General features: G+C 64.0%; 25 protein-coding genes. 20 read left to right on the top strand and 5 right to left on the bottom strand.

Translation table 11 applies throughout. The features are described 5' to 3' along the window. Positions 1-40: 40 nt before the first annotated feature. The 3 genes from SVA_RS15185 to SVA_RS15175 all read right to left on the bottom strand — a co-directional run bounded on the left by SVA_RS15185 (position 41) and on the right by SVA_RS15175 (position 2,686). A complete protein-coding gene (locus SVA_RS15185; protein ID WP_148665512.1) occupies positions 41-1,378 on the bottom strand; it encodes a competence protein CoiA family protein in 1,338 nt (445 codons plus the stop codon). A gap of 66 nt (positions 1,379-1,444) precedes the next feature. Beyond that, positions 1,445-2,104: a hypothetical protein gene (locus tag SVA_RS15180; protein WP_096462027.1), complete on the bottom strand. Its 660-nt coding sequence runs from the start codon at positions 2,102-2,104 to the stop codon at positions 1,445-1,447. Positions 2,105-2,182: 78 nt separating this feature from the next. After that, entirely contained in the window at positions 2,183-2,686 is a 504-nt protein-coding gene (locus SVA_RS15175) for a GNAT family N-acetyltransferase (RefSeq protein WP_197703240.1), read from the bottom strand. Between the two features lie 144 nt (positions 2,687-2,830). Between SVA_RS15175 and traL the strand changes: the two genes are divergently transcribed. From traL to SVA_RS15080, 20 genes are all read left to right on the top strand, one after another. After that, entirely contained in the window at positions 2,831-3,112 is a 282-nt protein-coding gene (gene traL, locus SVA_RS15170; RefSeq protein ID WP_096462025.1) for a type IV conjugative transfer system protein TraL, read from the top strand. Positions 3,113-3,120: 8 nt separating this feature from the next. Continuing rightward, entirely contained in the window at positions 3,121-3,768 is a 648-nt protein-coding gene (locus tag SVA_RS15165; protein WP_096462024.1) for a TraE/TraK family type IV conjugative transfer system protein, read from the top strand. After that, a complete protein-coding gene (locus tag SVA_RS15160) occupies positions 3,765-4,739 on the top strand; it encodes a TraK domain-containing protein (RefSeq protein WP_096462023.1) in 975 nt (324 codons plus the stop codon). The genes SVA_RS15165 and SVA_RS15160 overlap by 4 nt, the downstream gene beginning before the upstream one ends. A 5-nt stretch (positions 4,740-4,744) precedes the next feature. Then, complete coding sequence (locus SVA_RS15155; protein ID WP_096462022.1) at positions 4,745-5,941, top strand: TraB/VirB10 family protein; 1,197 nt, start codon at positions 4,745-4,747, stop codon at positions 5,939-5,941. Between the two features lie 94 nt (positions 5,942-6,035). Beyond that, on the top strand, positions 6,036-6,617 hold the full coding sequence (gene traV, locus SVA_RS15150) for a type IV conjugative transfer system lipoprotein TraV (RefSeq protein WP_096462021.1): 582 nt from the start codon (positions 6,036-6,038) through the stop codon (positions 6,615-6,617). Between the two features lie 16 nt (positions 6,618-6,633). After that, positions 6,634-6,954: a TraA family conjugative transfer protein gene (gene traA, locus SVA_RS15145; protein WP_197703239.1), complete on the top strand. Its 321-nt coding sequence runs from the start codon at positions 6,634-6,636 to the stop codon at positions 6,952-6,954. Beyond that, positions 6,954-7,802, top strand: a complete 849-nt coding sequence (locus SVA_RS15140; RefSeq protein ID WP_096462020.1) for a DsbC family protein — start codon at positions 6,954-6,956, stop codon at positions 7,800-7,802. Before traA ends, SVA_RS15140 begins: the two co-directional genes overlap by 1 nt. Positions 7,803-7,832: 30 nt before the next feature. Continuing rightward, a complete protein-coding gene (gene traC, locus SVA_RS15135) occupies positions 7,833-10,295 on the top strand; it encodes a type IV secretion system protein TraC (protein WP_096462019.1) in 2,463 nt (820 codons plus the stop codon). After that, on the top strand, positions 10,279-10,608 hold the full coding sequence (locus tag SVA_RS15130; protein ID WP_096462018.1) for a hypothetical protein: 330 nt from the start codon (positions 10,279-10,281) through the stop codon (positions 10,606-10,608). Before traC ends, SVA_RS15130 begins: the two co-directional genes overlap by 17 nt. Next, positions 10,583-11,113, top strand: coding sequence for a signal peptidase I (gene lepB / locus SVA_RS15125; RefSeq protein WP_096462017.1), 531 nt, complete (start codon positions 10,583-10,585; stop codon positions 11,111-11,113). Before SVA_RS15130 ends, lepB begins: the two co-directional genes overlap by 26 nt. Before the next feature lie 8 nt (positions 11,114-11,121). Continuing rightward, positions 11,122-12,333 carry a TrbC family F-type conjugative pilus assembly protein gene (locus tag SVA_RS15120; RefSeq protein ID WP_096462016.1) on the top strand — a complete coding sequence of 404 codons (1,212 nt, stop codon included), beginning with the start codon at positions 11,122-11,124 and terminating at the stop codon, positions 12,331-12,333. 5 nt (positions 12,334-12,338) lie between these two features. Next, complete coding sequence (locus SVA_RS15115; RefSeq protein ID WP_096462015.1) at positions 12,339-13,445, top strand: TraU family protein; 1,107 nt, start codon at positions 12,339-12,341, stop codon at positions 13,443-13,445. Between the two features lie 9 nt (positions 13,446-13,454). Continuing rightward, on the top strand, positions 13,455-16,064 hold the full coding sequence (gene traN / locus SVA_RS15110; protein ID WP_096462014.1) for a conjugal transfer mating pair stabilization protein TraN: 2,610 nt from the start codon (positions 13,455-13,457) through the stop codon (positions 16,062-16,064). A 222-nt stretch (positions 16,065-16,286) separates the two neighbouring features. After that, a complete protein-coding gene (locus tag SVA_RS15105; RefSeq protein ID WP_096462013.1) occupies positions 16,287-16,607 on the top strand; it encodes a helix-turn-helix domain-containing protein in 321 nt (106 codons plus the stop codon). A gap of 11 nt (positions 16,608-16,618) precedes the next feature. Further along, a complete protein-coding gene (locus SVA_RS15100) occupies positions 16,619-17,353 on the top strand; it encodes a hypothetical protein (RefSeq protein WP_197703237.1) in 735 nt (244 codons plus the stop codon). A 373-nt stretch (positions 17,354-17,726) separates the two neighbouring features. Further along, positions 17,727-17,978, top strand: a complete 252-nt coding sequence (locus SVA_RS15095; protein ID WP_096462011.1) for a multiubiquitin domain-containing protein — start codon at positions 17,727-17,729, stop codon at positions 17,976-17,978. Continuing rightward, complete coding sequence (locus tag SVA_RS15090) at positions 17,953-19,143, top strand: ThiF family adenylyltransferase (RefSeq protein ID WP_096462010.1); 1,191 nt, start codon at positions 17,953-17,955, stop codon at positions 19,141-19,143. Before SVA_RS15095 ends, SVA_RS15090 begins: the two co-directional genes overlap by 26 nt. Then, the gene (locus SVA_RS20490) at positions 19,140-19,541 is read left to right on the top strand and encodes a ubiquitination-like system serine protease family protein (protein ID WP_096462009.1); all 402 of its coding nucleotides are present in this window, start codon (positions 19,140-19,142) and stop codon (positions 19,539-19,541) included. The genes SVA_RS15090 and SVA_RS20490 overlap by 4 nt, the downstream gene beginning before the upstream one ends. 145 nt (positions 19,542-19,686) lie before the next feature. Beyond that, positions 19,687-19,992, top strand: coding sequence for a hypothetical protein (locus SVA_RS19565; RefSeq protein ID WP_169924130.1), 306 nt, complete (start codon positions 19,687-19,689; stop codon positions 19,990-19,992). Positions 19,993-20,007: 15 nt separating this feature from the next. Next, positions 20,008-20,958, top strand: coding sequence for a toll/interleukin-1 receptor domain-containing protein (locus SVA_RS15080; RefSeq protein ID WP_096462008.1), 951 nt, complete (start codon positions 20,008-20,010; stop codon positions 20,956-20,958). Between the two features lie 209 nt (positions 20,959-21,167). Here SVA_RS15080 and SVA_RS15075 read toward each other — a convergent pair whose 3' ends face one another. Both SVA_RS15075 and SVA_RS15070 read right to left on the bottom strand, forming a co-directional pair. Next, the gene (locus SVA_RS15075; protein WP_148665509.1) at positions 21,168-21,920 is read right to left on the bottom strand and encodes a hypothetical protein; all 753 of its coding nucleotides are present in this window, start codon (positions 21,918-21,920) and stop codon (positions 21,168-21,170) included. Positions 21,921-22,405: 485 nt separating this feature from the next. Next, positions 22,406-23,164 carry a hypothetical protein gene (locus SVA_RS15070; RefSeq protein ID WP_096462006.1) on the bottom strand — a complete coding sequence of 253 codons (759 nt, stop codon included), beginning with the start codon at positions 23,162-23,164 and terminating at the stop codon, positions 22,406-22,408. Between the last annotated feature and the right edge of the window lie 209 nt (positions 23,165-23,373).

Raw genomic sequence — 23,373 nt, 5'->3', positions numbered from 1 at the left:
GCCGCTGTCAGCCGGTTGTGCATGTGAAGCAAAGAAACGATCAGGGCGTCGCGGAGAGCTCCAGATCCGCGCGCCGCTCAGCCGCGAGGTAGGGGGCAAGCTCGGGGAATAAGAACGAGGCGAGACGATCAAAGCGCCGATCCAGCGCCGTGGGGCGGCGGCATACCTCCTTGATCCGCGCCCAATGCCGGGTCTCCATCGGTGGGCGCCACGCGAGCAACGCGGCGGCGAATACGTGCATGAGCGGGCGTTGTTGCGTAGCCGATGGTTGCAGAAGGCTGGCATCTACTACTTGATAAACCGTTGCGACCTTGTACCCCACTGGACGCCCCACGCGAATGGAAAGCAGCCGACGCATTTGTGCCTCGAAGAAATACTCCCGGACTTCGGGAAACCCCGCGTCGGCCAAATTGTCGCGCGCGTTCACAAAGGCGTCACTTGTCGTGCTAGCAAAATCTGATTCGAAGTAGCGAAGCGCCGCGCGCAAATACTCGGTTGCCGCCTTCCGGGAGCGTTCTTCGCTTGGGGAACGCAGGTGCACGCATGCGGCGTCGTAATCGAAATAGAAAGGCCGCAGATTATCGTTCTTGAGGTCGGCCAGCGAAATCAGAGCGGTAGCGGGCTCATCCACAATCGCGCCGCCCCGCAACGCGGGTGACTTGTAGTGGCAAAGCAGTAACAGCTCGCCCCGCTCCCGACTTGCGGCAATTTCGATATCGCTGAAAGTGAAGACATTGCGCACGTTCTTGGCGGCTTCATCTTCTTGCGTGAATTGTCCCCGCGCGCGCCCGGGGAATAGCCACAGCAAGCGCACACCCTCGCGCTCGTAATAGCGATCGCGTCCCGCGGCTTCTGTCCCAGGCAGCCAGCTTACTTGCAGCTCGATCGCCCATTCTTGTCCGTCCCGGACAAATGCCACGTCGGGTTTGCGGCGCTCACCTAGCAGTATTCGCCCCATCCGCACACAGTCGATCTTTATTTCGCTGTTTCGCGGATCACGCGCGAGCGCATCGGCAATCGCGAGCTTGAGCCGCGTGTGTCGAGCACCTTCTTGTCGGCCACGATGCACTCGCGCAGCGAGCAGGTCGGGCGCAACGAATTTCCCCGAATACCACGGGCAGCGGGGTGAGTTCCGAACGTGATAGAACCAACGCCATGAGCCGTCCCTATGGCCGGTTATGCGCACAGGTACACTGCACTGCCCGCACAGCAGTCGACCACCGCCTTCCGCATGTCGCGCGCTTACCGTGGCCCGGTCCACGCGCGCGCGAAGCGCATGAAACTCTCCCGACAAGTCCGTTACCAACAGCGCGGCATCAATGCTTTCGAGCGTATCGGCAAAGTATGCCCATTCGATTTTCTGGCTACGCTCTCTCACGGGGAATGCGCGAATTCGGCGTAAAGTGCCTACCTTGTTGCAGAAGGCAGCGGCGTGAATGAATCGTTATGCCCCATTGCTGAAGAACTCACTCTCTGACATGCCAATGACTCTATCCGGCTCATTGAGCCCCCACTTGAGCTCAACGGCAGCAAGAAAGTTGGCCTTGAGGTCAGGGTCGCTCTCAGCCCGCAGGTCCGAAATATAGCTGTTGAAGTGTACGACTACGCCGTCAACAAACCGAGCGGCGTTGATAACGACTGACTCCAAGTGCCCATCTTTTACGAACTCTCCGTCTTTCCTTGGCCAAGTGACATTGAGAGCCTCCGGGCGTGCGTCGCTAAAGAACACACGGTTGCGAAATAGTCCATCGTGCACGAAGCCGCACCTGGCTTGCACGTAAAGGCTGTCAACAATTTCATCGTATAGGTGCGAATTCTCCGGCTTTGTGCGGAACACGCGCTGGAATCCCCGACGGAAGGACTCCTTTGAGGCGCCCTTGCTGTCTTTGCCAGAGCAGTAGATTTCGATGCCCTCAAAGTAGCCGAGGACCAGGGATACCGCGGGAGCATCGCCATGCTCAAGTGTCAGTAGATGCAAGGCTGGCTCGAGGAGCCATTTGCGCATCCGATCCTCGAACACGTCCACCAAGTCGGAGTAGCTCGGTGACTCGAGCTTTTCGTGCGTGTGGCTTGGGCTGATGTGATGGACCGTGGTGTAGGGCATAACGTTGTTTTAGCTTGGCGTGGACCAAAGATATCGGATGTAGCCGCAGCGCGTTACCGCGCCCGGCTGAAAACGTAGTTAGCCGTTGAGTGCAGTCTCATAGCGCAGCTCTTGCAACGACTTGCCTGCCATCATGACCTCTTTTTGACCCGTTGGCTCGGCCACAAACCCTGCGGCGCGATAGAATTTCATGGCCCTGGTGTTTTCAGCTAGCACCCAGACACTGACGCTCTCATAGCCCTGTTCGGCGAGCCGTTCTCGGGCGTGGAGCCATAAAAGGCGCCCTACACCGCGTGACCAGTGGGACGGCGCAACATATATGGCCCACACCTCGGCTGCCTTGGAACCGGCGTTCTTGTCGCGGGATGGCCCAAAGGCGATCCAGCCGACGAGCTGATCATCTGCCTTGGCAACCAAAATCTCTGGTGTTCCTGTCGCAATGGCTTCCCTCCACGCTGCTTCGCGCTTCGCGACTGACTGTATTGCAAGGTGTTCTGCGGGAACGATACCTTCATATGCGGCTTGCCATGCCAGGACGTGCACCTGAGCAATGTCGTGAGCATCTTCGGATGTCGCACGCATTATCTCCATAGCCGCTAACTATCAAATAATCGCATGCACATGATGCCCAGCTGACGGTAAACGCGCAAATAGCGCATCTATCCCCCGCATCGACACCCGGCAGCGCAGGTAGTGTCACGCGAGCCAAGACCTTCGGAGGTTCGCATGAGTCACATCGAGTTGCCGCGGTTCGTGGACGATCCGCCGCACCTGCTGCTCTGGAGCGCTGACGAGATCGCGCCGCTCGCGATCGGGCTTGTGATCGGCGTGATGCTCTCGCAGGCGTTGATCTTCACGCTGATCGGGCTCGTCCTGACCAAGGCGTATGCGCGCTACCGCGACGGCAAGCCGGACGGCTACTTCTTGCACGTCCTGTACTGGCTCGGCGCGTTGCCGACCAGCGCGCGCACCATCCCGAATCCCTTCGCGCGCGAGTTCCACATCTGAGGCCGGCCATGAACTGGGGGAAGTTCTTTGCCACCTGGGACGGCATGCGCCTTGAGAACCGCGTGCAGCGCTACGTGATCTTCGGCCTGATCGCCTCCAACGTCGTCGTCGGCTTGGCGGCCTTCACGCGCGGCGAGGTGGTGGTACTGACGCCGCCTGAGCTCACCCAGCCCATGAAGGTCGCGCGCGACCGCGCCGACCAGTCGTTCGCGGAGTCGTGGTCGCTCGTGGTGGCGGGACTGCTCGGCAATGTGACCCCCGGCAACGCCGACGACCTCAAGCGCCTCATCACGCCGCTGCTCGCGCCGAGCGTCTACCAAGACGTCGTCAACGCCCTCGCGCGCCAGGTCGAGCAGATCAAGCTCGATCGCGTGACCATGCGCTTCGAGCCGCGCGAGGTGATCTTCGAGCCGAAGACCGAGAAGGTGTTCGTCGTCGGCAACTCGATCGTCTCCGGGCCGATGGGGCGCGACGACCGCGATGCGCGCACCTACGAGCTCATCGTCAAGGTGCGCGCCTACCAGCCGTACGTCACGCACCTCGAAACCTACCGCGGCCAGCCGCGCACGCTCGAAAACCTCGCGCGTCTGGAGAAGACCACGAGCCCCGCCGCGACGGCGGAGGCGGCCGCTGACGCCAGGGAGGCCGCGCGATGAAGACGAACGCACCCGCCCGCGCGGCGCTCCTGCTTCTCGCCGCGCTCGGCAGCGCGCAGGCCGTGGAGCTGCCGACGGTGCCGGCATCGGTGCTGGGCTCGGCTTCGCAGACTCCGCCACCGCCGGTCGTGCCGGTCAGTCCCGGTGCGTCGCTCGCAGCGCCGTCCACACCGGACTTACCGGCCGCAGCGACGGCGTCGCCAGCGGAGATCGCGGCGCCGCCGCTCAAGGTGACCACCGAGGCGAATCACTTGCTGGTCAAGCCGGGCGTGACCGAGATCGTGCCGATCGCGCTGGGGCACCTGAACCGGATCGTCACGCCCTTCGATCATCCGGTGGCGAAAACGACCTCGACCGCCGCGATTCACCGCGAAGGCAACGTCCTCTACGTGGCGCCGAAGTCCGAGACGCCGGTCGGGCTCTACATCACCGAGAAGGGCGACGAGTCGGTCGCGATCTCGGTCACGTTCGTGCCGAAGAAGATCCCGCCGCGCGACATCACGCTGACCCTCAAGAGCGACTTGGCGGTGGTCGGTCGCTACAGCAAGGACAAGGCGACGAAATGGGAACGCGCGCATCCCTACGAGGACATGCTGCGGCAGACCTTTCGCCAGATCGCCCTCGGGCAACTGCCGCAGGGCTACGCGCTGCGCCCGGCGGTGCCCGCGGCGCGCCGCAGCTGCCTGGGCCCCGAGGCCGAACGCGCGGGCGTGCGGTTCTCGTTCGACCGGGGACAGTTGCTGACCGGCGCCCGGATCGAGGTGGCGGTCGGCGTCGCGCGCAACACCGGAGCGAAACCGGTCGAACTGAAGGAGACGTGGTGCGCCGCCGAGGACGTCGCCGGCGTCGCCTTCTGGCCCGAGGTCGTGCTCGAGCCCGGGCAGGCGACCGAGGTCTACGTCGCCTTCCAGCGCCAGCCGTCGAAGCCGAACGTGACCGAGCGACCATCGCTGCTCGGGACTGCGCAGTGAAGCAAATGCTCAAGGACAGCTGGCGGCAGTTCTCGCCCAAGACCCAGCGCTGGCTCGCCGTGGGCGTGGCCGTCACGGTGCTCGGGGCGCTCGTCTACGTCGTCGCGCCCGCCGACCCGGGCTCGAAGCGCGCTCAGGAGCGCAAGGAGCGCGAGACGGTACGCCATGTCCTCACCGACACGGACACCCGAAAGGTGTCGCTCGACTCCCTGAGCGCGCAGATCCAGCTCCTGCAGCGCGGCAACGAGGAGGCCAAACACAAGATCGAGCGGCTGGAACGAGAGCTCGGGGACGCCCGCAAGAGCACCACCGATGCGATCGCCGATCAGATGAAGCGACTGCGCGAGGCCGCCGAGCGTGGCCCGGCGACCACGCCGGCCGGCGCCAGACCCGCCGCCGCGACGCCGAATCCGTTCGCGCAGACCCCGCTCGCCGATTATCCCCGGCCGCCGCGCACCACGCGGGAGGCTGGTGCGGGTGGCTTCGAGGTGCGCGTCATCGGCGAGGACGCAGCGGCGGGCGACGCGATCCGGCTGGCCGGCGCCGAACGCGACAGCCGCGACTACGACGTGTACCTCCCCGCCGGCAGCATCCTCTCGGCCGTGCTCATTACTGGCGTCGACGCGCCGACCGGACTGGCCGCGCGCCGCGAGCCGTTTCCGATCATGGCGCGCGCCAACAAGGAGGCCATCCTGCCGAACGACTTCCGCGCCGACGTGCGCGAGTGCTTCATGATCGTCGGCACCTACGGGGACTTGAGCTCCGAGCGCGTCTTCGGCCGCGGCGAGACGCTGTCGTGCGTGCGCACCGACGGCAAGGTGATCGAAACCAAGCTCGAGGGCTTCATGTCGGGCAGCGACGGCAAGAACGGGCTGCGCGGTCGCCTGGTCAGCCGTTCGGGCACGGTGATCGCGCGGGCCGCGCTCGCCGGGTTCCTCGAGGGCATGTCCAAGGTTTTCGGCTACCAGCCCGTCCCCGTCATCGCCACGACGCCGGCGCAGTCGGTGCAATACCAGCAGAACTACTCGAGCGACGCAGTCCGCGCCGCCGCCTACGGCGGGGCGGGCAAGAGCTTCGAGCGCCTCGCCGAGTACTACATGAAGCTCACCGATGCGATCCAACCGGTGCTCGAGATCGACAGCGGCCGCCAGATCGACTTCATCCTGACCGGGCCGCTGCGCATGCGCCTGCGCGACGAGTAGCGGCGGTCCGATAACAGATCCGGGGGACTAAGTGCTCGAAACCGCCATCTATCGATTGCGCACGGTCGCGTCGCGCAACCTAGCATCCCGACCCATGCATTACGTGCAAATACTCATGGGCGTTCTCGCACTCACCGGCTGCGCGATCGGCAAGTCGGAGTTCACGTGCAGTGGCATACCCGAGGGGGTCTCGTGCCTGTCGGCTTCCGAGGTCTACGAGGCCTCGAAACACACCGACGGGCCGGTGACCGGCAACCCCGAGAAGCGCGAGCAACAGGAGCAGCAGGGACCCGCCAGCGCCGCACCCAAGCCGCTGCCGGGGATGGTGCCGGAGATCACCGACGGCGCCCTGCCGCTGCGCACGCCGTCGCGCGTGATGCGCATCTGGGTCGCCCCCTGGGAGGCGGAGGACTCGGATCTGCACCTCACCAAGCTCATCTACACCGAGATCGAGCCGCGTCGCTGGACGATCGGCAAAACCGCGCGCACCCGCGCTCGGGAGATCACGCCGCTGCAGTCGGGACCGACCGGACCAACGATGCAACCGGTCGTCCAGCCAGCGACACGTCCGTCGGGCGCCAAGAGCACCACCGCGAGCAGCCCGGCGGCGGCCACGAACGTGCCAGCCGCATCCGGCACGAAACCCGCCGCGACGAGCGGCACCCCAACACGCTAACTCCGGAGTAACCATCATGATGGGCAACAACCGCAAGCAACATGTTCTTATGGTATTGACGGCGCTCGTCGCGATCGCCGCGACCACGCTCCCCGAGGCCGCGCTCGCCGGCACCGGCGGCGGCGCCTTCGACCCGGTGTGGACGATGCTGACCGACTGGTCGCAGGGCGCCCTCGGCCGCATCATCGCCGGCGCCCTGATCCTGGTCGGCATCGTGGCCGGCATCGCGCGCCAGTCGCTGATGGCCTTCGCCGTCGGCATCGGCGCCGGCATCGGCCTCTACAACGCGCCGACCGTGATCAACTCGATCTTCACCGCCACCCTGCCGGTGCTGTGATGCGAAACGGGCGCGCGAAGCGTCTCGGTGCGATCTTGCTCGCGGCCACCGCGCCGGCGGCGGTCAGCGCCGCGGACACGGGGGCCGCCGGGCCGGCGATGCCGGCGGCGTCTTCTCAGGTGACCGATCCGGCTGCCGCCTCTCCGAGGATCGAATCGATCGTCGCGATGCCGATCGGCGCGCTCAAGGCGGTGGTGAGCAACGGCGAGCTGCTCTACATCTCCGACAGCGGCCGCTACGTCCTGCGTGGCACGCTGTTCGACGCCTGGGAGCGCAAGCCGCTCAAGTCCATCGACGAGGTGCGCGAGTCGGTCACCCACGTCAATCTCGAGCGGATGGGCATCGCGGTGGCGGAGCTCGGGCCGCTCACTTACGGAACCGGCAAGGAGCGCGTCACGGTCTTCGCCGACCCGAAGTGCCCGTGGTGCGCGAAGCTCATGAAGCAGGTCACGGACAAACCTGAGCTCGCCAAGCGGTACGCGTTCGATTTCATCGCGATCCCGGTGCTCGGCCCGGAGTCGCAGCGCCTGGTGCGCGAGCTCGGCTGCGCCAAGGATCGTAAGGCTGCGCTCAACGCCCTGATGAGCGAGGACTACGGAAAGCCACTCGAGCAGCAGAAGCCCTGCGATCTCAAGCCGATCCAGAAGGCGATGGTGACCGCTCAACTCCTCGGCATCCACGGCGTGCCGTACACCATCCGCGCCGACAGCATGGTGAGCCGTGGCCTGCCCGCGGATTGGGCCGGCTGGCTCGTCGCCGATCGGACCCATCCTGCGCGGGACGGCGGGGACACGGGTTCGAGGACTGCGGGTGAAAGGCGGGTCGGTGCCGGCGTCGCCAAGAAGTAGCCGCGGCGCCTGCTGCCCGGGACACGGACCATGACAACTCTCATCCAGTACGAGCGCGCGACGCGCATGCTGTCGCCGGTGTCGTACAGCGACGAGACGCATCTCTTCTACTGCGTGCCGTCGAGGTTCGACGGCGTCGCCAACACCGACGAGGACGCCGCGCTCGGCTTCGGGTTCGTGTGCCGCCCACTGCCGGGCGCCGACGACAGCGTCGCCGAGCGCCTGAAAGTCCTGCTCAACCGCGAGTGGCCGGCCGACACGCTCGTCTCGATCGCGCTCTGGGCCGGACCGGACATCGGCGACTTCGTCACGCATTTCCGGGATCTGCGGATCGGGCAGCGCGACCCGGATCTGCGCGCCTCGGCCGAGCAGCGCGCCCAGTTCATCGCCGGCGGCGCGCAGCAGCCGATCATCGACGGCATGCGGCTGCGCCTCCGCCACATCCGGGTGATCGTCACCGTCAAGCTGCCGCTTACCGCCGCCACCCCGAGCGAGAAGGAGGTCGCCGCGTGCAGCGCCCTGCGCGTCGACATCCGGCAGGCCCTCGAGACCGTGGGGCTCGCGCCGCGCGAGCTCACGGTCGACGGCTACGTCCACACGCTCTCGACGCTGTTCAACCATGGCCCGAACGCCTCCTGGCGCCGCGGCCCGGTCTCGGCCGATGCCGACAAGCCGCTGCGCGAGCAGGTGATCGACTGGGACAACGAGATCCGGCGCGACCGCCAGGGCGTGTGGCTCGGCTCGACGCGGGTGCGGACGCTTTCGGTCAAGCGCTATCCGGACGGCGTCTCCTTCGGGCAGGCCGTCGCCTATCTCTGCGAGCCGCGCACCGGGGCGCGCGGCGTGTTCGAGAACGTGCTGATCACGGCCACCCTGTTTTTCCCCGACCCCCAGCACTCCAAGGCGATGCTCAGTACCAAGCGCACCTGGGTGACCAACCAGGCTTACGGCCCGCTGCTTAAGTTCGAGCCCATGCTCGGCCTGAAGAAAAAGGGCTTCGACGTGCTCTTCCAGGCGCTCGACGACGGCGACCGGCCGTGCCGCATGTACCTCGGCATCGCCTTGTTCGCGCCCGACGAGGACGCCGCCACCGCCGCCGTCGCGAACACGATCTCCTACTGGGGCGAGCTCGGCTTCCACCTCATGGCGGACGATTTCGTGTCGCTGCCGCTCTTCATCAACAACCTGCCCCTCGGGGCCGACCGGCGCGCGGTGGGCGACCTGTTCCGCTACAAGACCTTCGCCACCCGCCACGTCATCCCGATGCTGCCGATCTTCGGCGACTGGACCGGCACCGGCACGCCGGTGATGAGCCTCATCTCGCGCCAAGGTCAGCCGGTGTCCTTCAACCTGTTCGATTCGAGCACCAACTACAACGCCGTGATCTGCGCGGAGAGCGGCGCCGGCAAGTCCAACTTCGCGAACGACCTCTGCACGTCGCTCCTGTCGGTGAACGCCCAGATCTGGGTGATTGACGTCGGCAAGTCGTACAAGAACAGCGCCGAGCGCCACGGCGGCGCGTTCGTCCACTTCGGGGAGAACACCAACGTCTGCCTGAACCCGTTCCCGCTCGTCGTCGACTACAGCGAGGAGTCGGACATGCTGGTCGGGATCGTCGCGGCGATGGCGGCGCCGACCCAGCCCCTCAGCGACTTCCAGACCGCCTCGCTCAAGCGCGTGATGCGCGAGATCTGGGACGAGAAGGGGCGGGCGATGCAGGTCGACGACATCGCCGAGCGCTGCAAGGCTGAACCGGACCAGCGCGTCAAGGACATCGGTCACCAGCTCTACGCCTTTACCTCGCGGGGCGAGTACGGCCGCTACTTCGTTGGCGAGAACAACGTCACCTTCCAGGACAACTTCACGGTCATCGAGCTCGAGGAGCTGAAGAGCCGTCCGCACCTGCAGCAGGTCGTGCTCCTGCAGCTCATCTACCAGATCCAGTACAACATCTTCGTCGCCTCGGCGCGCAGCGGCGACAACCGCTACCGCATGGTGCTCTGCGACGAGGGCTGGGACATCCTCAAGAACGCGGGCGAGGCGGTGACCCGCTTCCTCGAGACGGGCTGGCGCCGGTTCCGCAAGATGAACGCCGCCGGGGTGTTCATCTCGCAGGGCATCAACGACCTGTACTCGAGCCCGGTCGGGCTCGCGATCACCGAGAACTCGGCGACCAAGATCCTCTTGAAGCAGCAGGCCTCCGCGATCGACGAGATCAAGAAGGACCGGCGTCTCCCGGTCTCCGACGGCGCCTACGAGCTGATGAAAGAGATCCACACCGCGCCCGGCCGCTATTCGCAGGCGTTCGTCATCACGCCGAACGGCATGGGGGTCGCCTACCTCGTGATCGAGCCCTTCCGCCGACTGCTGTACTCGACGCACCCCGAGGACCGCCACGCGATCCACGAGCGGATGAGCCGGGGGCTCACGCTCGCCGAGGCGATCCGCGACATCCTCAAGCAGCGGGAGCAGGCGCGTGGCCGCGCCGCTTGAAGCCGGGCGCGTCTGGCGCGCGGCGGCGATCGCCGGTGCGGTGGCGGGGGCCATCGCTGCCACCGGCGCGCACTACGCGCTGAAGCGCTTCGAGCCCGCGAGCGCGCCGCCGCCGATCGCGGTGGTCGATTTCGGCCAGGTGGTCGCCGATCTTCCCAAGGACGACAGCGCGCCGCAGACCGTCAACCACCGCATGGCGCGCGTGCGCGAGGCGGTGAAAAAGCTCACGGACGCCGGCTACCTCGTCCTGGACGGACAGGCGGTGCTCGGCGCCCCGGAAGCGAACTATGTCCCCGCGGAACTGGTTCGCTAGCCGCAGGCGGTTTCTCATCAAGGCGGCGCTGATCACGGTCGCGCTGCTCGGCGCGACGGCCTGGTTCCGCACGCACTACCGAATCGGCATCGCCACCCAGGCCTCGACCTGCCTGCCCGGCTGGCGGGTGTTCCTGGTCGACCTCGGAGACCGCGCGCCGAAACGCGGCGGGATCTACGCGTTCGCGGCGCGCGGCATCGTCGTGAAGATCGGAGGACACACGTTCTTCACCGACGGCACGCTGATCGCCAAGGAGGTCGCCGGCCTGCCGGGCGATGAGGTCGAGGTGACCCGGGAGCGGACCACCGTCAACGGCGCTGCCGTGGGAGAGGGGCTCGCACTGGCGCGCACCCTAGGGCGTCAGGCCTCGGCCTTCGCGCGCAGCGAACACGTGCCGGACGGCCACTACTTCTTCATGGGGCGCTCGCACGACTCCTACGACGGGCGCTACTGGGGGTACGTGGCGGCCGACCAGATCGTGGGTCGCGCCATGAAGCTTCTTTAGGATGCGCGATGCCGCGCGCCGCTACGCTAGCCGCAACGCTGCTCATCGCCTCCGCCGGCGTGTCCGCGTCCGACGCCGTGCTCGATGGCATCGATGCCATCGTCGAACAGGCTCAGCGTATCGAGAAACAGGCGGAACAAGCACCGTACCCGGCCTGGCTGGAAGGTGCGCCGTTGACCCCCGCGCAGCGCGAAGGCGTCGAGTCCATCGCCCGCGACGCCGCGAGAATCGAGGGCTCCGCGCGCACGGGCGACGCCGCCGAGATGCTCGGCGTCGATCCCGCCGGCGAAGCGAGCGGGGCTGCCTCCACCGCGTCGGGTTACCGCGTCGAGATCCTGGTCTCCTGGGCGCTGGGCGAGGAGGCGCTGCGCGAGATCGCGGCCGAAGTGTCCTCGTACCCGAACGCCGTGATGATCTTCCGCGGCATCCCGGAGGGCCAGCGATTCCGCGACGCCATCAAGCGCCTGCACGCGCTCTTGGCCGGTCTCGACCCGGTGCCCGCCGTGACGATCGACCCGCCGCGCTTCGAGCGGCTCGGCACCGACGAGGTGCCGGCGATCGCGGTCTATGCGGGTGGCGAGCCGATCGCGCAGGCCCGTGGCACCTATGGCATCCGCCACATGCTCGCCCGGGTGCGTGCCGGCGCGCGCGGCGACCTCGGAGCCATCGGCCCGACCGTGACTGCGACCGAGCCCAACCTGATCGAGGTGCTGAAGCAACGGCTCGCGTCGCTGGACCTGACCGCTTCCCAGCAGCGGGCCGCCGAACGCTACTGGGGCAAGCTCCGGTATCTCGAGCTTCCGCAGGCCACCGAGCCGCGCAGCCGGCGCTTCGATCCGAGCTTGATGGTGACCGCCGACATCAAGAACGCCCGCGGGAACGTGATCGCCCCGGCGGGGAGCCGCATCAACCCGCTCGACCTCATGCCGTTCCACGAACGACTGCTGGTGTTCGACGCGTCGCGGCCGGAGCAGGTCGCGCTCGCGCGCGAGCTCGCGGCGCGCTACCGCGACCGCCGTCTGGTGTTGATCGCCTCGGGGCTCGACCGTGCGGCTGGTTGGGACGGGTTCAAGCAGATGCAGGACGGCTTCCGCGCGCCGGTCTACCTGCTGAACGAGCCGATCCGCGCGCGCTTCCACATCGAACGCGTGCCCGCGCTGATTGACGCCGAGGGCAGGGACATCGTCGTTCGCGAGATCCCGCCGCCGGCCGGGGAGTGACGACCATGTGCGCCAGAGCGATCGCGCTGTTCATTCTTACTATATGGTCTTGCCTCGCGGCGGCGAACATGCCGGCGATGACCGACGACCCGTCCTGCCCGGACGGCAACGTGATCTCCGGCCGCCTGATCACCGACCTCTGCTGGAGCTGCATGTTCCCGATCCGGGTGGCCGGTGTCTCGCTGGGCGGCGACCCGTCAAACGTTCCGAGCGGCGCGGCCTCGGGTTCGCTCTGCGTGTGCGACGACGCGCTCGGCGTGCCGCAGCCCGGATTCATCGTGTCGATGTGGGAGCCCGCGAAGCTCATCGAGCTCGTGCGTGCCCCCGGCTGCTCCGCGACCTTGGGTGGCATCAAGCTGCCGCTCAGCGACTGGCGCCAGCAGGGGACGTCGGGCGAGGGCGACTGGGACGCGGGCGACACCGGGTTCTACCACTTCCACTACTACACCTTCCCGCTCGTTGTGATGCTCGACCTGTTCGTCGAGGAGCGCTGCAACCCCGACGCCTACATGGACCTCGATCTCGCCTACATGTCCGAGCTCGACCCGAGCTGGAGCGACGAGCTGATCGCCTTTTTCGTCAACCCCGAGTCGGCCGCCGTCGCCAATCCGCTCGCGATCGCGGCCTGCGCCGCCGATGCGGCCGCCGCCGCGGTCGGCCGGCCGATCGAGTCGCTGTGGTGGTGTGCGGGGTCGTGGGGGACGATCTATCCGATCTCCGGGATCGACTTCGCGGCCGGCTCCATGCCCGAGAACACGAGCCTGCTCGCGACGCGCGCGGTCGCCGGCCTGCACCGCCGTGGGCTCGCCTGGCGGACGCTCGGCGACGACGCCCTCTGTCGCGGCCGCATCGAGCCGATGTTCCCGAAGTCCCAGTACCGCATGTCGATGTTCTTCCCGGTCCCCGAGGCCGGCGACTCGTTCACCTACACGGCCGAGGCCACGGACGCCGCGGGGAACACCACCACCGAAACCCGCAGCCGCACGACCGCGGGCAGCCACCCGATCGGACAGACCACCTTTATATGGGGCGAGTGGCGCGTGATACCGGGGGTGGGCGAGGACGCGATCTACGTCCTGTGGCGCTGGCACGACTGCTGCGCCACGTTCTAGGGGCGAGCCATGGAGCACGGACTGATGTCGTTCCTGCGCGGCCCCTGGCTCGCGCGCCCGCTTGCGTTCCTGCTCTCGGCCGCCGTCTACTGGGTGCCCGCGACTACCGCGCTCGCCCAACACCTCGCCGATCCGATCAGTGACGCCGCCGCCCATGGCCAGAGCGCCGGGCAGGCGTTCGTGCCGTCGCCCGACATCGCCACCGCCGACAGCCAGGGCAACATCACGCTGTACCCGAACGGCGCCGCGCCCCAGTCGATCCCCGCCAGCGAGCTGTTCCCCGGCGCGACCGGGGACTTCAGCACCTACACGAGCACCTATGGCAACGATGCCGCGATGCAGACGCTCGGCACTGACACGCAGGCGATCCTCGAGACGCAGCCGTCGTACCCGGGCGAGGCCTATCGCACCATCATCGACAGCCGCCTGCTCTCGATCCCTGACATGCGCAGCGACCCGGTGTGGGTGCAGACCGACGACACCCTCAACAATCTCGCCACGCTGGCTCCGGAGTTCTCCGACTGCACGGCCACCACCACGACCGTCCCCGGAAGCATCACCACGCGCGTGCCCGACTACCGCACCTGCGAGCGGCTCTACCAGGCCCCGCAGTTGTGCACGCTCTCGCATCAAATCGACGTGGACCAGTACCTCGTGACGCTCCGAGCGGGGGTGTACTTCCCGCACGATGCGGTGCTCGTCGCGGACTTCAAGACCGGCAGCGTGACGCTCGACCCGTCGGGGTCTGATCCCGGGGCCGTCCCCTACGGCGACGTCACTCCGACCCTGAACTACGACGCCATTTGCGGATCGGGCGCGCCCTACACCTACCAGACGCTGGGAACTTGGGACTGGCCGTTCGCGGGTCCGTACGACGCTTCCTTCACCTGGAACGTCCTGCAGGAACCGAGCTGCGCCAACGGGCTCATCGCCCGCATCAAGCTCACCGACGTGGGCGGATGGGCGTGGTACTACTCCGGCATCCAGCAGCAGGTCCGGCTATGGCGGAAGGCAAGCGACAGCTGGCAATGGTCGTCGCCGCAATGTCCGGACCTCCTCCAGGCGGTCCAGGACGGCTTCTGCACCGGCACCTTGCAATGCACCCAAAACAACAGCGATTGCGCGGACGTCAACGGCGTGACGCTCTGCGGGACGCAGCTCGAGCCGCCGCCAGCGCCGGTCCAGGGCATACCCAACGGCTGCTTGCAGGCCGAGGTGCAGGCGAACTGCGGCTTCAACCAGGGCGGGCTCACGTGCTACACCGACGCGAGCGGAAATCTCCAGTGCCCGCAGAACACCGGCGACAACCCGAACAGTTGCGCGCAGTACGAAACGAACCCGAACTGCGGGTTCATCTCCTCCCGCTGCCTGCAGGGGGCGCAGGGCGCATCCGGCTCCTGCTACGTCTACGAGGAGACTTGGGACTGCGGCGTGACCACTACGGTGCCGACCGAGCGCACTGGCACAACCTACGATTGCGTCGGCCCGATCCGCTGCATGGGAAACGACTGCGTCACGCAGCCGGCCGAACAGAACCCTGATTTCGCGCGCGCGGTCGCCGCGCTCAACACGGCGCAGTTCATGTCCATGGACTCGAGCTGCGCGCAGGCGAGCCAGGGCGGGGGCCACTACGAAGTCAACACCTGCACGGTGTTCGCCGGCGAGGCCTACCAGTGCAAGAAGGCCGTGGGCGGGGTGGTGGACTGCTGCAAGACGCCGGACGGCGTGTCGCTCGCAGAGTACATCAATCTGATCTTCAAGCTGAACGACGTCGGGGCCTTCGACACAGCCGCCGACTGGCTGAGCGCGAGCCCCCTGCGTGGCGCGTGGGAGACGCTGCGCGACCCGGTCGTGAACAGCTGGTCGTCGGTCAAGGACTGGTTCGCCAGCGCCTGGAACAATCTCTCCGGCTCGACCACGGCCGCGGCCAGCGAGCAGGCGGCGAGCTTCTCGCTCGAGCAGTTCAAGCAGCAGATGATGCAGGCCGCCTACGACTGGGTGAACCAGCTGTTCGGGACGGACGCGGCCAACGCGCTCTTCACGGACGCAGGCGGCAGCGTCGTGCTCAACGAATCGGTGGGGGCGGCGCTGCAATGGATCGCGACCGCGTACATGATCTACACGATCGTGATCCTGGTGATCAATCTCATCTGGGAGTGCGAGGAACGAGAGTTCGAGCTCGGTGCGAAACGCGAGCTCAAGCTCTGCACCCACGTGGGGTCGTACTGCGCGAGCGAGCTTCTCGGAAGCTGCGTGGAGAAACGCGAAAGCTACTGCTGCTTCAGCTCGCCTCTGTCGCGCATCATCCAGGCACAGGTACGGCCACAGCTCGCGATGACTTGGGGTAGTGCGCAGAACCCGTCGTGCAACGGCCTGTCACTGGACCAGATCGGACTGGTGGACTGGAGCACCGTCAATCTCGATGAGTGGATCGGGATTCTGAATCTCGCCGGCAAACTGCCGACCGCGGGCAACCTGACTCTCGACCGCGTCACGGGCTCGGGAAACTTCCTGAACATCGACGGCAACCGCCCGGACGCTCAGACGCGGGCGGTTCAGCGCATCGACGGGCTCGATACGACAGGGGCCCGAATCGAGGCCGGGCAGCAGCTACGGTAGAAGGTGCAGTCGATCCCCATCATGAATGTCTAGGTCGCGCAGCGAGTTCTTGCGCACTTATTGCTTACATGGTGCCGTGCGTGTTTCTCAGCGCGCGCGCCGAAGCTACCAGACAGCCCATCTCATGGACCCGCCGGGACTGTTTGACCGTACGTTGCGCTTGGGATAAATTGACTATACTACGCAGTTCCGCAGATTTGCGAATATAGGGCGCTTGTTACCATGTTAGATCCTGTTACGTTTGGCCAAGCAATTTCCCAAAAGCGAAAAGAGCTGGGCATGAGCCAAAAAGAGCTCGCAGCAAAGATTAAGCGCGAAGATGGGGAGCCGATCTCACCTCAATATCTCAATGATATCGAGCATGATCGACGTAGCCCGTCATCTGACTTGATGGTTCAGCAATTCGCCAAAGTGCTCGATTTGAATTCGGATTATCTTTATTACCTTGCCGGGAGGATACCGACAGATATCCTAAGCAAGAATCTGCCACCCGAAAAAGTCGAAAAGCTTATGGTCGCCTTTCGAAGGCAGATAAAGAGCTAGAGAATACGATCGTGAAAACTGTGCCGGACAGAACAGGAAGATTCGCTACCCGGCCGCACTACGAGCCTGCTGAACTGGATCGGGAGTGCGAGTCGATCATCACGACCTTCCTGCGAAAGAAGTACGGCGAGATCCATTTTCCCATCAGCACCGACGACTTGACCACCTTCTTGGAAAAGGATGTCGCCGATCTTGATCTCTATGCCGACCTCTCGGAATTCGGACAGAGCGTCGAAGGCGTGACGATCTTCAGTTCTAAAGGTAAGCCCTCCGTGCGCATCACCTCTGTTCTAGCAAACGACCCACATCGTGAGAACCGACTGCGCACAACGCTCACGCACGAATGGGGGCATGTGCACTTCCATGCTTATCTTTGGAATGTGGGCGTAATGGAATTGGATTTCGGCGGCACCGGTGCGCCCCTTAAGCGGCCGGAGGATAATCGCCAGATCTGCAAGCGAGAGTCCTTGATCGATGCGCCGGTCTCAGATTGGATGGAATGGCAGGCAGGTCATGTCTGCGGGGCGATTTTAATGCCGGCGAATCATCTGAAACACATGCTGAAAGAGAGGTTCGAGGGCGAAATCGGTCTGGCCGCCGTCACACCCGGTTCGCTGCTCGGTGAGCGCCTTATTCAGGCGGTGGTCGACACGTACGCGGTATCCCGCGAGGCGGCGCGCGTACGGTTGCTTCGGCTCGGACTGATACACGAACGATCGCAAAACGTGTCGTTGTTTCCGGCGTAAAACAAAAAAAGGGGGTTGCGCCCCTTTTTGTTTCGGTGCAAGATACGCACATCCGCGTATCCGCGGATAAACGAAACCTTGGAGGTTAAGCTATGGCAAGTAAGAAGTACCGGCCGGGTCAGAAAGCTCCGGCGTCCGGGCAGTACCAGATCGTGGGTCCCAAAGGCGGCAAGGGACCCGAGCGAACCGTGACGCGGGGCGAACCGCTCCCGCCGACGCCATCGGCCGGTTCGCAGTACCGCCTGGTCGATCGCACCAAACATAAATAGGTGAGGGATCGTCCAGGAGAAAAGAAACCCGGCCAACCCCATATCGGTTGGCAATTCGCCGTATGGTTTGCGGCGATGCATATCAACACGTGGAGGTCGTTCCCATGGCAGAAGAGAAGAAGACGGTCACTATCATCGTCGAAGGCAGCCCTCATGAGTGGCCGAAGGGCGAGATCACCTACGCGCAGGTGGTCGTGCTTGAGGTGCCGGATTTCGCGCAGCACCCCGAAATCACGTATTCCGTGAAGTACAAGAACGGCCACGGCAATAAGCCGGAGGGGACGCTCTCGCCCGGCGGTTCCGTCAAAGTTAAGGAAGGCATGATCTTCAGTGTTTCACAAACTGGTCAGTCATAACGACGACTTACGGCGTCTGGTCGAGAAGGGGTACGCGGTTGCCTTCGACAGCAACTGCCTTGTCGTACGTGACATCCCGTACCTGGACCATAACCGCGAATTGCGGATCGGTGCGATCGTCGCGAAGTTGGAGTTCATCGATAATGAACACGTCAAACAGACAGACCATCAGATCTTCTTTGCTGGGTCTATGCCGCATGGCTTGGACGGGAAACCGATGCCGAATCTGGGCGGCGGACCTGCTCAGATTGCGCTGAGCGACGCAAGCAAGGACGTGGTGGTGGAGCGCTCCTTCTCAAACAAGCCCAAAGCAACCGGAGCGTTTCAGGATTTCTTCGAAAAGATCGAAAGCTACGTCGGCATCATATCCGGACCGGCGATCGAGCTGCATGGCGCGAACCCGTATACGTTCCGTGTAATAAAGGAGGTCGTCGCCGAAGAGTCTGTTTTTAAGTTTCACGACACGCTGACGAGTCGCGCAGAGATCACGGACCTGTCGGTGAAGTTCAAGAATGATGTCGTCGCCGTAATCGGTCTCGGCGGCTCGGGTGCCTACGTACTCGACTTCCTGGTAAAGATGCCGGTGCGCGAGATCCGGGGGTTTGATCTGGATCCGTTTCACGTACACAACGCGTTTCGCTCACCGGGAAGACTGGATCCAACGGAGCTTGGTAAAACCAAGGCGGACGTGTACCGGTCGCGCTACGACAACTTTCGGACGGGGCTCACGATCGTCCCCAAGTTCATTGACGCTTCCTGTGCGGAGGACCTCGATGGGGTGACCTTCGCTTTCGTTTGCGTCGACAAGGGGCCGTCCAGAGCGGCAATTTTCGATCTACTCATCGCTAAGGGCATCCCTTTCATCGACGTCGGCATGGGGCTCAGCCGCAAGAAAGGCCCTCTCAACGGTATGTTGCGCGTCACCTATTACCCATCCGAGCACGCGCAGAAGCTGCGCGACAAAGGGCTGGCCGAGCTGACGGATGATCCGAACGATCTGTATCGGACTAATATCCAGATTAGCGAGCTCAATGCGCTCAACGCGTGTTTGGCGGTTATTCGGTTTAAACAGTTGCGTGGTTTCTACTTTGAAGAGCTTCCACACTATCATCTGCTGTTCGAGATAGGCGACCTAAAAATAGTCGGAGAATCGGAACTCGAATGAAGATTGGGCTGCAACGCGTCCACTACATGCCAAAGGAGCTGAAGCCGGGCGTGCTGTACGTTGCGGAGGAGTTCGGTGCTGTCGCGCACTTGTGTGCGTGTGGATGCGGATCAAAGGTCCGGACACCGCTTGGCCCGACAGAGTGGAGCCTCGAGGAAACCGATGCCGGCCCGACACTTTACCCATCGATAGGGAATTGGCAGCAAGCTTGCCAATCGCACTACTGGATATATCGTGGCGAAATTAGATGGGCTGATAAGTGGACGCCGGAGCAGATCGCCGCTGGCCGTCGTGCCGAGGAAGAGCGCCGGCGTGCGTACTATGATGCGCTCTATCGTCAACGCGCCGGTGTCCTAAAGAGATTTTTGCAGTGGGTGAGTAGTCTATTTGAGAAATAGGAAGGGAATGCTGAACTGACTGACGCGTACGACTGCTGACTATGGGCGGGAACAGTGAATATTGGAATCGAACAACACACAGGCCTTGTTTACGAAAACGCTCTGCCACATGCCTGTTTCGTCGATCGCCGCATTAGGAGGGTTCATGATCAGGATTCGAATCGGTGAAGAGGAGCGCGACTACGCGAGTGCCGATGAACACTGGATTAACCAGCAGATAAACCGTCGGCGAGCGGATGGACAGGCGGTTTGCGTGAGAGTGACCGTCCGGGAGGCTGGCCTCGACATGGTATTGTCGACGCCCACCTGTGCAACAGGCGGGGGAGGCCGGCAGCCGCGGCCCCAAGAGAAGCAAGTGTTCGAGCTATGGGATCAGCGCGGTTTGAACGATGCTTCTTTTGCCGGCGGAAATCTAATTGCTTTCCTTCGTCAGCTGAAATCCTATTTGTGATGGAGCGATCTGAACGTGGTCAAGCTGTTCTTTTCCTATTCGCATAAGGACGAGGAGCTGCGTAACGAGCTCGAAACGCACCTGGCGTTACTGAAGCGGCAGGGCGTGATTTCGTCCTGGCACGATCGCCGGATTACGGCGGGTAGCGACTTGGGTAAAACGATCAGCGCGGAGCTTGAATCGGCGCAGATCATTCTCCTTCTCGTCAGCGCGCATTTCCTTGCCTCTGATTACTGCTTTGAGAAGGAGATGACTCGAGCGCTCGAAAAGCACAACGACGGCAGCGCCATCGTGATCCCGGTTATCCTGCACCCCTGCGATTGGCACTCCGCGCCCTTCGGACATCTGAGAGCGACGCCGACGGATGGAAAACCCGTCTCGATGTACGCCAATCAGCACGAGGCCTTCGCTATCGTCGCCAAGGACGTGCGCGAAGCGGCGGAAGCGTTCCGGAGGCGCGAAGCGTCACCGCATGAGGTTGCTGAGAGCGCCTCCGACGTAGTGCCGTCTTCCGTGGAGCGTTCGAGCAATTTGCGTATCAAACGCAAGTTTGATGACCACGAGCGAGATGCGTTTTTGGAAGACGCCTACGAATACATTGCGCGTTATTTCGAGGGGTCGTTAGAGGAGCTAGCGGCGCGCAATTCTCAGATCAAAACGCGCTTCAAGCGCCTGAGCGAAACTAGCTTTGCAGCCTTTATCTACGACAAGGGTGAAAGGGTTGCGCAATGCACAGTTTGGTATGGCAGCGAGACATTCGGTTCGCGGGGCATCGCGTACTCCCATTCCGGCGAGCTGCAGCGGAATAGCTTCAATGAATCGCTGAGCGTGGTGGACGATGGCTACACACTGCAGCTGAAGCCGCTCGGGCTGCAGACTTTCGGCGACCGGCGCGAAGGCGCGTTATCCCAGCAAGGGGCGGCCGAGTACTACTGGAGTCTGTTCATTCGACCACTGCAAGATTAACGCCGTACCAGCGACTGGGTTGGCCGGCCGATCTGTTGCGCTCTAGATCTTAAAGAAGCTCTTTCTCCGTCGACCCCCCGCTTTACTTCCCGTGTAGCGTTCGGCCTCTAATGCCCGGGCTTCCAAACTTATTGCCTATAAGGATTTGTCTTTCGCTGACATCCCGTTGAGTGAAACAAATTCATGATTGTGGCTGTTACCGTGACTTCTTACATAGCGGTGATCCGCCTCCCCGGATCGGGCTCGATGAAGAACATCGCCTGCCCTTGATGAAGCATCACGGGGAAGCGCAAGAACGCCCGGCGTACATCGTCCGTTGGGATTGACACGCGATCGTCAGCCGGCGTGAGGTAGAGATACGCCCATTTCGGCAGACGGCTGGAGATGGCGCTGTAGAACTCCACGTCGGGCAGCACGGGGCGCCAGGTCTTGACCTTGTCGAGGGCCGGAATCTCGCGTTTTGGGCCACTCAGCTCCCGGTAGCTTCGGCCCTCGGAAGACCAGGTTGCCGAGTCGATTGAGCTGGCGGCGGTGAACTCATACGCGTCGCCCCCGCCCAATAACTCCGGCGCACGCGATGCCCGCGGGAGTTTGTTTCCCAAGAAGAACGGATACATGCACCGTATCAGCTCGCGCTCGCATTCCCCGCCGGAAATCGGCACTAGGATGACGCGCTTGCTCGGATCCTTTTGGACCTGAATGTTCTCTGGCGCCACACGCATTCCAGCCGGCCATTTCGTCTCGGCAGCGGCGCTACGTATAGCCGAGTTCAAGATCTCGGTCATCTTTGCCTGCGCCTCTTGCGGGGTTCGGGCCATGTCGCGCGGCATCCAGGCGATCAGTCGCGACTGCGCGGAGGCGCTGTCGGGTTTGCCAAGCCACATCAGGGCCGTATCGACTGTCGCGGCCGCACCGGAGCCGAGTCCCGGCAGCGGCCGCACATGGCTGAAATACGTCGCCACGCCGGAAATGGCCGGCCCGGCCAGCGACGGTCGGTCGAGCCTTACTCCTTTCGCGAGCGCCTCATCGCGCGCCTGCTGATACCGGTCCCAGGGAATATCTTTCAGGTCGGAGAGCTTCGCTGCCCGGGCGATGTTGAGCGCCTCGGATTGCTTGGGGTTATAGGGGTAAGGGGCAGGGGCGGTGGCACAAGCCGCCAGGCCGCTGCTTACTGCGAGCGCGATACCTATTATATAAGGAATTCCGTGTCCGCATATGACCTCCTTGAGGTGTGCAGACTCAAGTTGTGAGTAGCGGCATCTATTCCCGATTGTGTCATGGTTTCACTGCTACGCAACTCGCATCGGCTTGAACTCAATCCTTTAGCCGGGGGCAGTGTCACTTGCGTACGGTTGAGCCGCCCCGAGAAGGAACCGGCCGCCGTTCTTGGGCACAATAGCAGCGCGGCCGCACGCCCGGGGACCGAGATGGATCGGCGAGCAGGAACTCAAACGGCAACCGTCTTCTTGCGCCGTGCGGGCTGCGGAGTGTCGGTGGCGGCGGTTTCGGGAGCTTCCGCCGCGGGAGTGGACGTCGCGGCGGCGGGGGTAGGAGCGGCGCTGTCGACGGGCGATGCGTCCGAGGCGGTGACAGCATCCTGCGCGGGCGCGATCGCCTCGATATCCTTCGTGTCCGCCTTCGCCGTTTCGGTTTTCGGGGCATTTCCCTGGGCGGCACTTTCCTTGCGCTGGCGCGCCAGGTGCGCGCGTTTGTGCAGTTTGAAGATCTCCGTCGCCGCCGCCAGCACGCGGTTACTCGCCTCGCGCACCGCCTTTCGCTTCTGGGATTCGTCCCAGACCTCCGCGAACCACAGCTTATCGATGCCCATGAGCAGCTCATCGAGCTTGCGAAACAGACCGACGAAGGACCCGGCGCGCGGCGAGGTGATGCGCACCGCGAGATTCTTCGGGTTCGAGTATCTGGGGGAGAGGGTGATGCCGTTGTCGGTGACGAGCTTGTCGACCCGCGCGATCTCGCCCTGGAATTCGGCAAAGATGCTCTCGATGGTCTTCTTCACGATCGCCGACACCTCGTCGATCTCGGCGGTCCTGCTGAAGTTGGGCAGGATCACCGCGATGCCGAACAGCGCGTCGATCACCTTGTCGCCACACCGATCGTAGACGTGCTGGGTACGCTCGTGGCGCAGCACCAGGTTGTCCACGAAGAAGGCGTCGGAGTACTGGGGCTTCGGCTTGTTCTTCGCCATGACCTGCGATCCTCGCTCGGATTTGTCCCGGAACGATCCTACTGGGGCAGAAGTCAGGGGTGCGGGGGATAAACGCGCGAAACGTTCATCTATCCCCGGCGCGGAGCCTCGTTGGCCTATTGCATGACGCTCGGCCACGGTATAGGCTCTTGCGCGTCTGATCCGCTTTTCAATCCTCTCTGCGTAATGCAGAAGGGATCGGTGCCCGA

This window comes from Sulfurifustis variabilis (assembly GCF_002355415.1).
GTDB lineage: Bacteria > Pseudomonadota > Gammaproteobacteria > Acidiferrobacterales > Sulfurifustaceae > Sulfurifustis > Sulfurifustis variabilis.
Note: the sequence above shows the minus strand (reverse complement) of the source record. Positions and strands in the feature narration are given on the sequence as shown.

What these genes read in the sequence shown, in the direction of transcription:
- SVA_RS15180 (WP_096462027.1), bottom strand. Translation starts at nt 2,104, where the DNA reads ATGCCCTACACCACGGTCCATCACATCAGCCCAAGCCACACGCACGAA.
- SVA_RS15175 (WP_197703240.1), bottom strand. Translation starts at nt 2,686, where the DNA reads ATGCGTGCGACATCCGAAGATGCTCACGACATTGCTCAGGTGCACGTC.
- traL (WP_096462025.1), top strand. Translation starts at nt 2,831, where the DNA reads ATGAGTCACATCGAGTTGCCGCGGTTCGTGGACGATCCGCCGCACCTG.
- SVA_RS15165 (WP_096462024.1), top strand. Translation starts at nt 3,121, where the DNA reads ATGAACTGGGGGAAGTTCTTTGCCACCTGGGACGGCATGCGCCTTGAG.
- SVA_RS15160 (WP_096462023.1), top strand. Translation starts at nt 3,765, where the DNA reads ATGAAGACGAACGCACCCGCCCGCGCGGCGCTCCTGCTTCTCGCCGCG.
- SVA_RS15155 (WP_096462022.1), top strand. Translation starts at nt 4,745, where the DNA reads ATGCTCAAGGACAGCTGGCGGCAGTTCTCGCCCAAGACCCAGCGCTGG.
- traV (WP_096462021.1), top strand. Translation starts at nt 6,036, where the DNA reads ATGCATTACGTGCAAATACTCATGGGCGTTCTCGCACTCACCGGCTGC.
- traA (WP_197703239.1), top strand. Translation starts at nt 6,634, where the DNA reads ATGATGGGCAACAACCGCAAGCAACATGTTCTTATGGTATTGACGGCG.
- SVA_RS15140 (WP_096462020.1), top strand. Translation starts at nt 6,954, where the DNA reads ATGCGAAACGGGCGCGCGAAGCGTCTCGGTGCGATCTTGCTCGCGGCC.
- traC (WP_096462019.1), top strand. Translation starts at nt 7,833, where the DNA reads ATGACAACTCTCATCCAGTACGAGCGCGCGACGCGCATGCTGTCGCCG.
- lepB (WP_096462017.1), top strand. Translation starts at nt 10,583, where the DNA reads ATGTCCCCGCGGAACTGGTTCGCTAGCCGCAGGCGGTTTCTCATCAAG.
- SVA_RS15120 (WP_096462016.1), top strand. Translation starts at nt 11,122, where the DNA reads ATGCCGCGCGCCGCTACGCTAGCCGCAACGCTGCTCATCGCCTCCGCC.
- SVA_RS15115 (WP_096462015.1), top strand. Translation starts at nt 12,339, where the DNA reads ATGTGCGCCAGAGCGATCGCGCTGTTCATTCTTACTATATGGTCTTGC.
- traN (WP_096462014.1), top strand. Translation starts at nt 13,455, where the DNA reads ATGGAGCACGGACTGATGTCGTTCCTGCGCGGCCCCTGGCTCGCGCGC.
- SVA_RS15105 (WP_096462013.1), top strand. Translation starts at nt 16,287, where the DNA reads ATGTTAGATCCTGTTACGTTTGGCCAAGCAATTTCCCAAAAGCGAAAA.
- SVA_RS15095 (WP_096462011.1), top strand. Translation starts at nt 17,727, where the DNA reads ATGGCAGAAGAGAAGAAGACGGTCACTATCATCGTCGAAGGCAGCCCT.
- SVA_RS20490 (WP_096462009.1), top strand. Translation starts at nt 19,140, where the DNA reads ATGAAGATTGGGCTGCAACGCGTCCACTACATGCCAAAGGAGCTGAAG.
- SVA_RS19565 (WP_169924130.1), top strand. Translation starts at nt 19,687, where the DNA reads ATGATCAGGATTCGAATCGGTGAAGAGGAGCGCGACTACGCGAGTGCC.
- SVA_RS15070 (WP_096462006.1), bottom strand. Translation starts at nt 23,164, where the DNA reads ATGGCGAAGAACAAGCCGAAGCCCCAGTACTCCGACGCCTTCTTCGTG.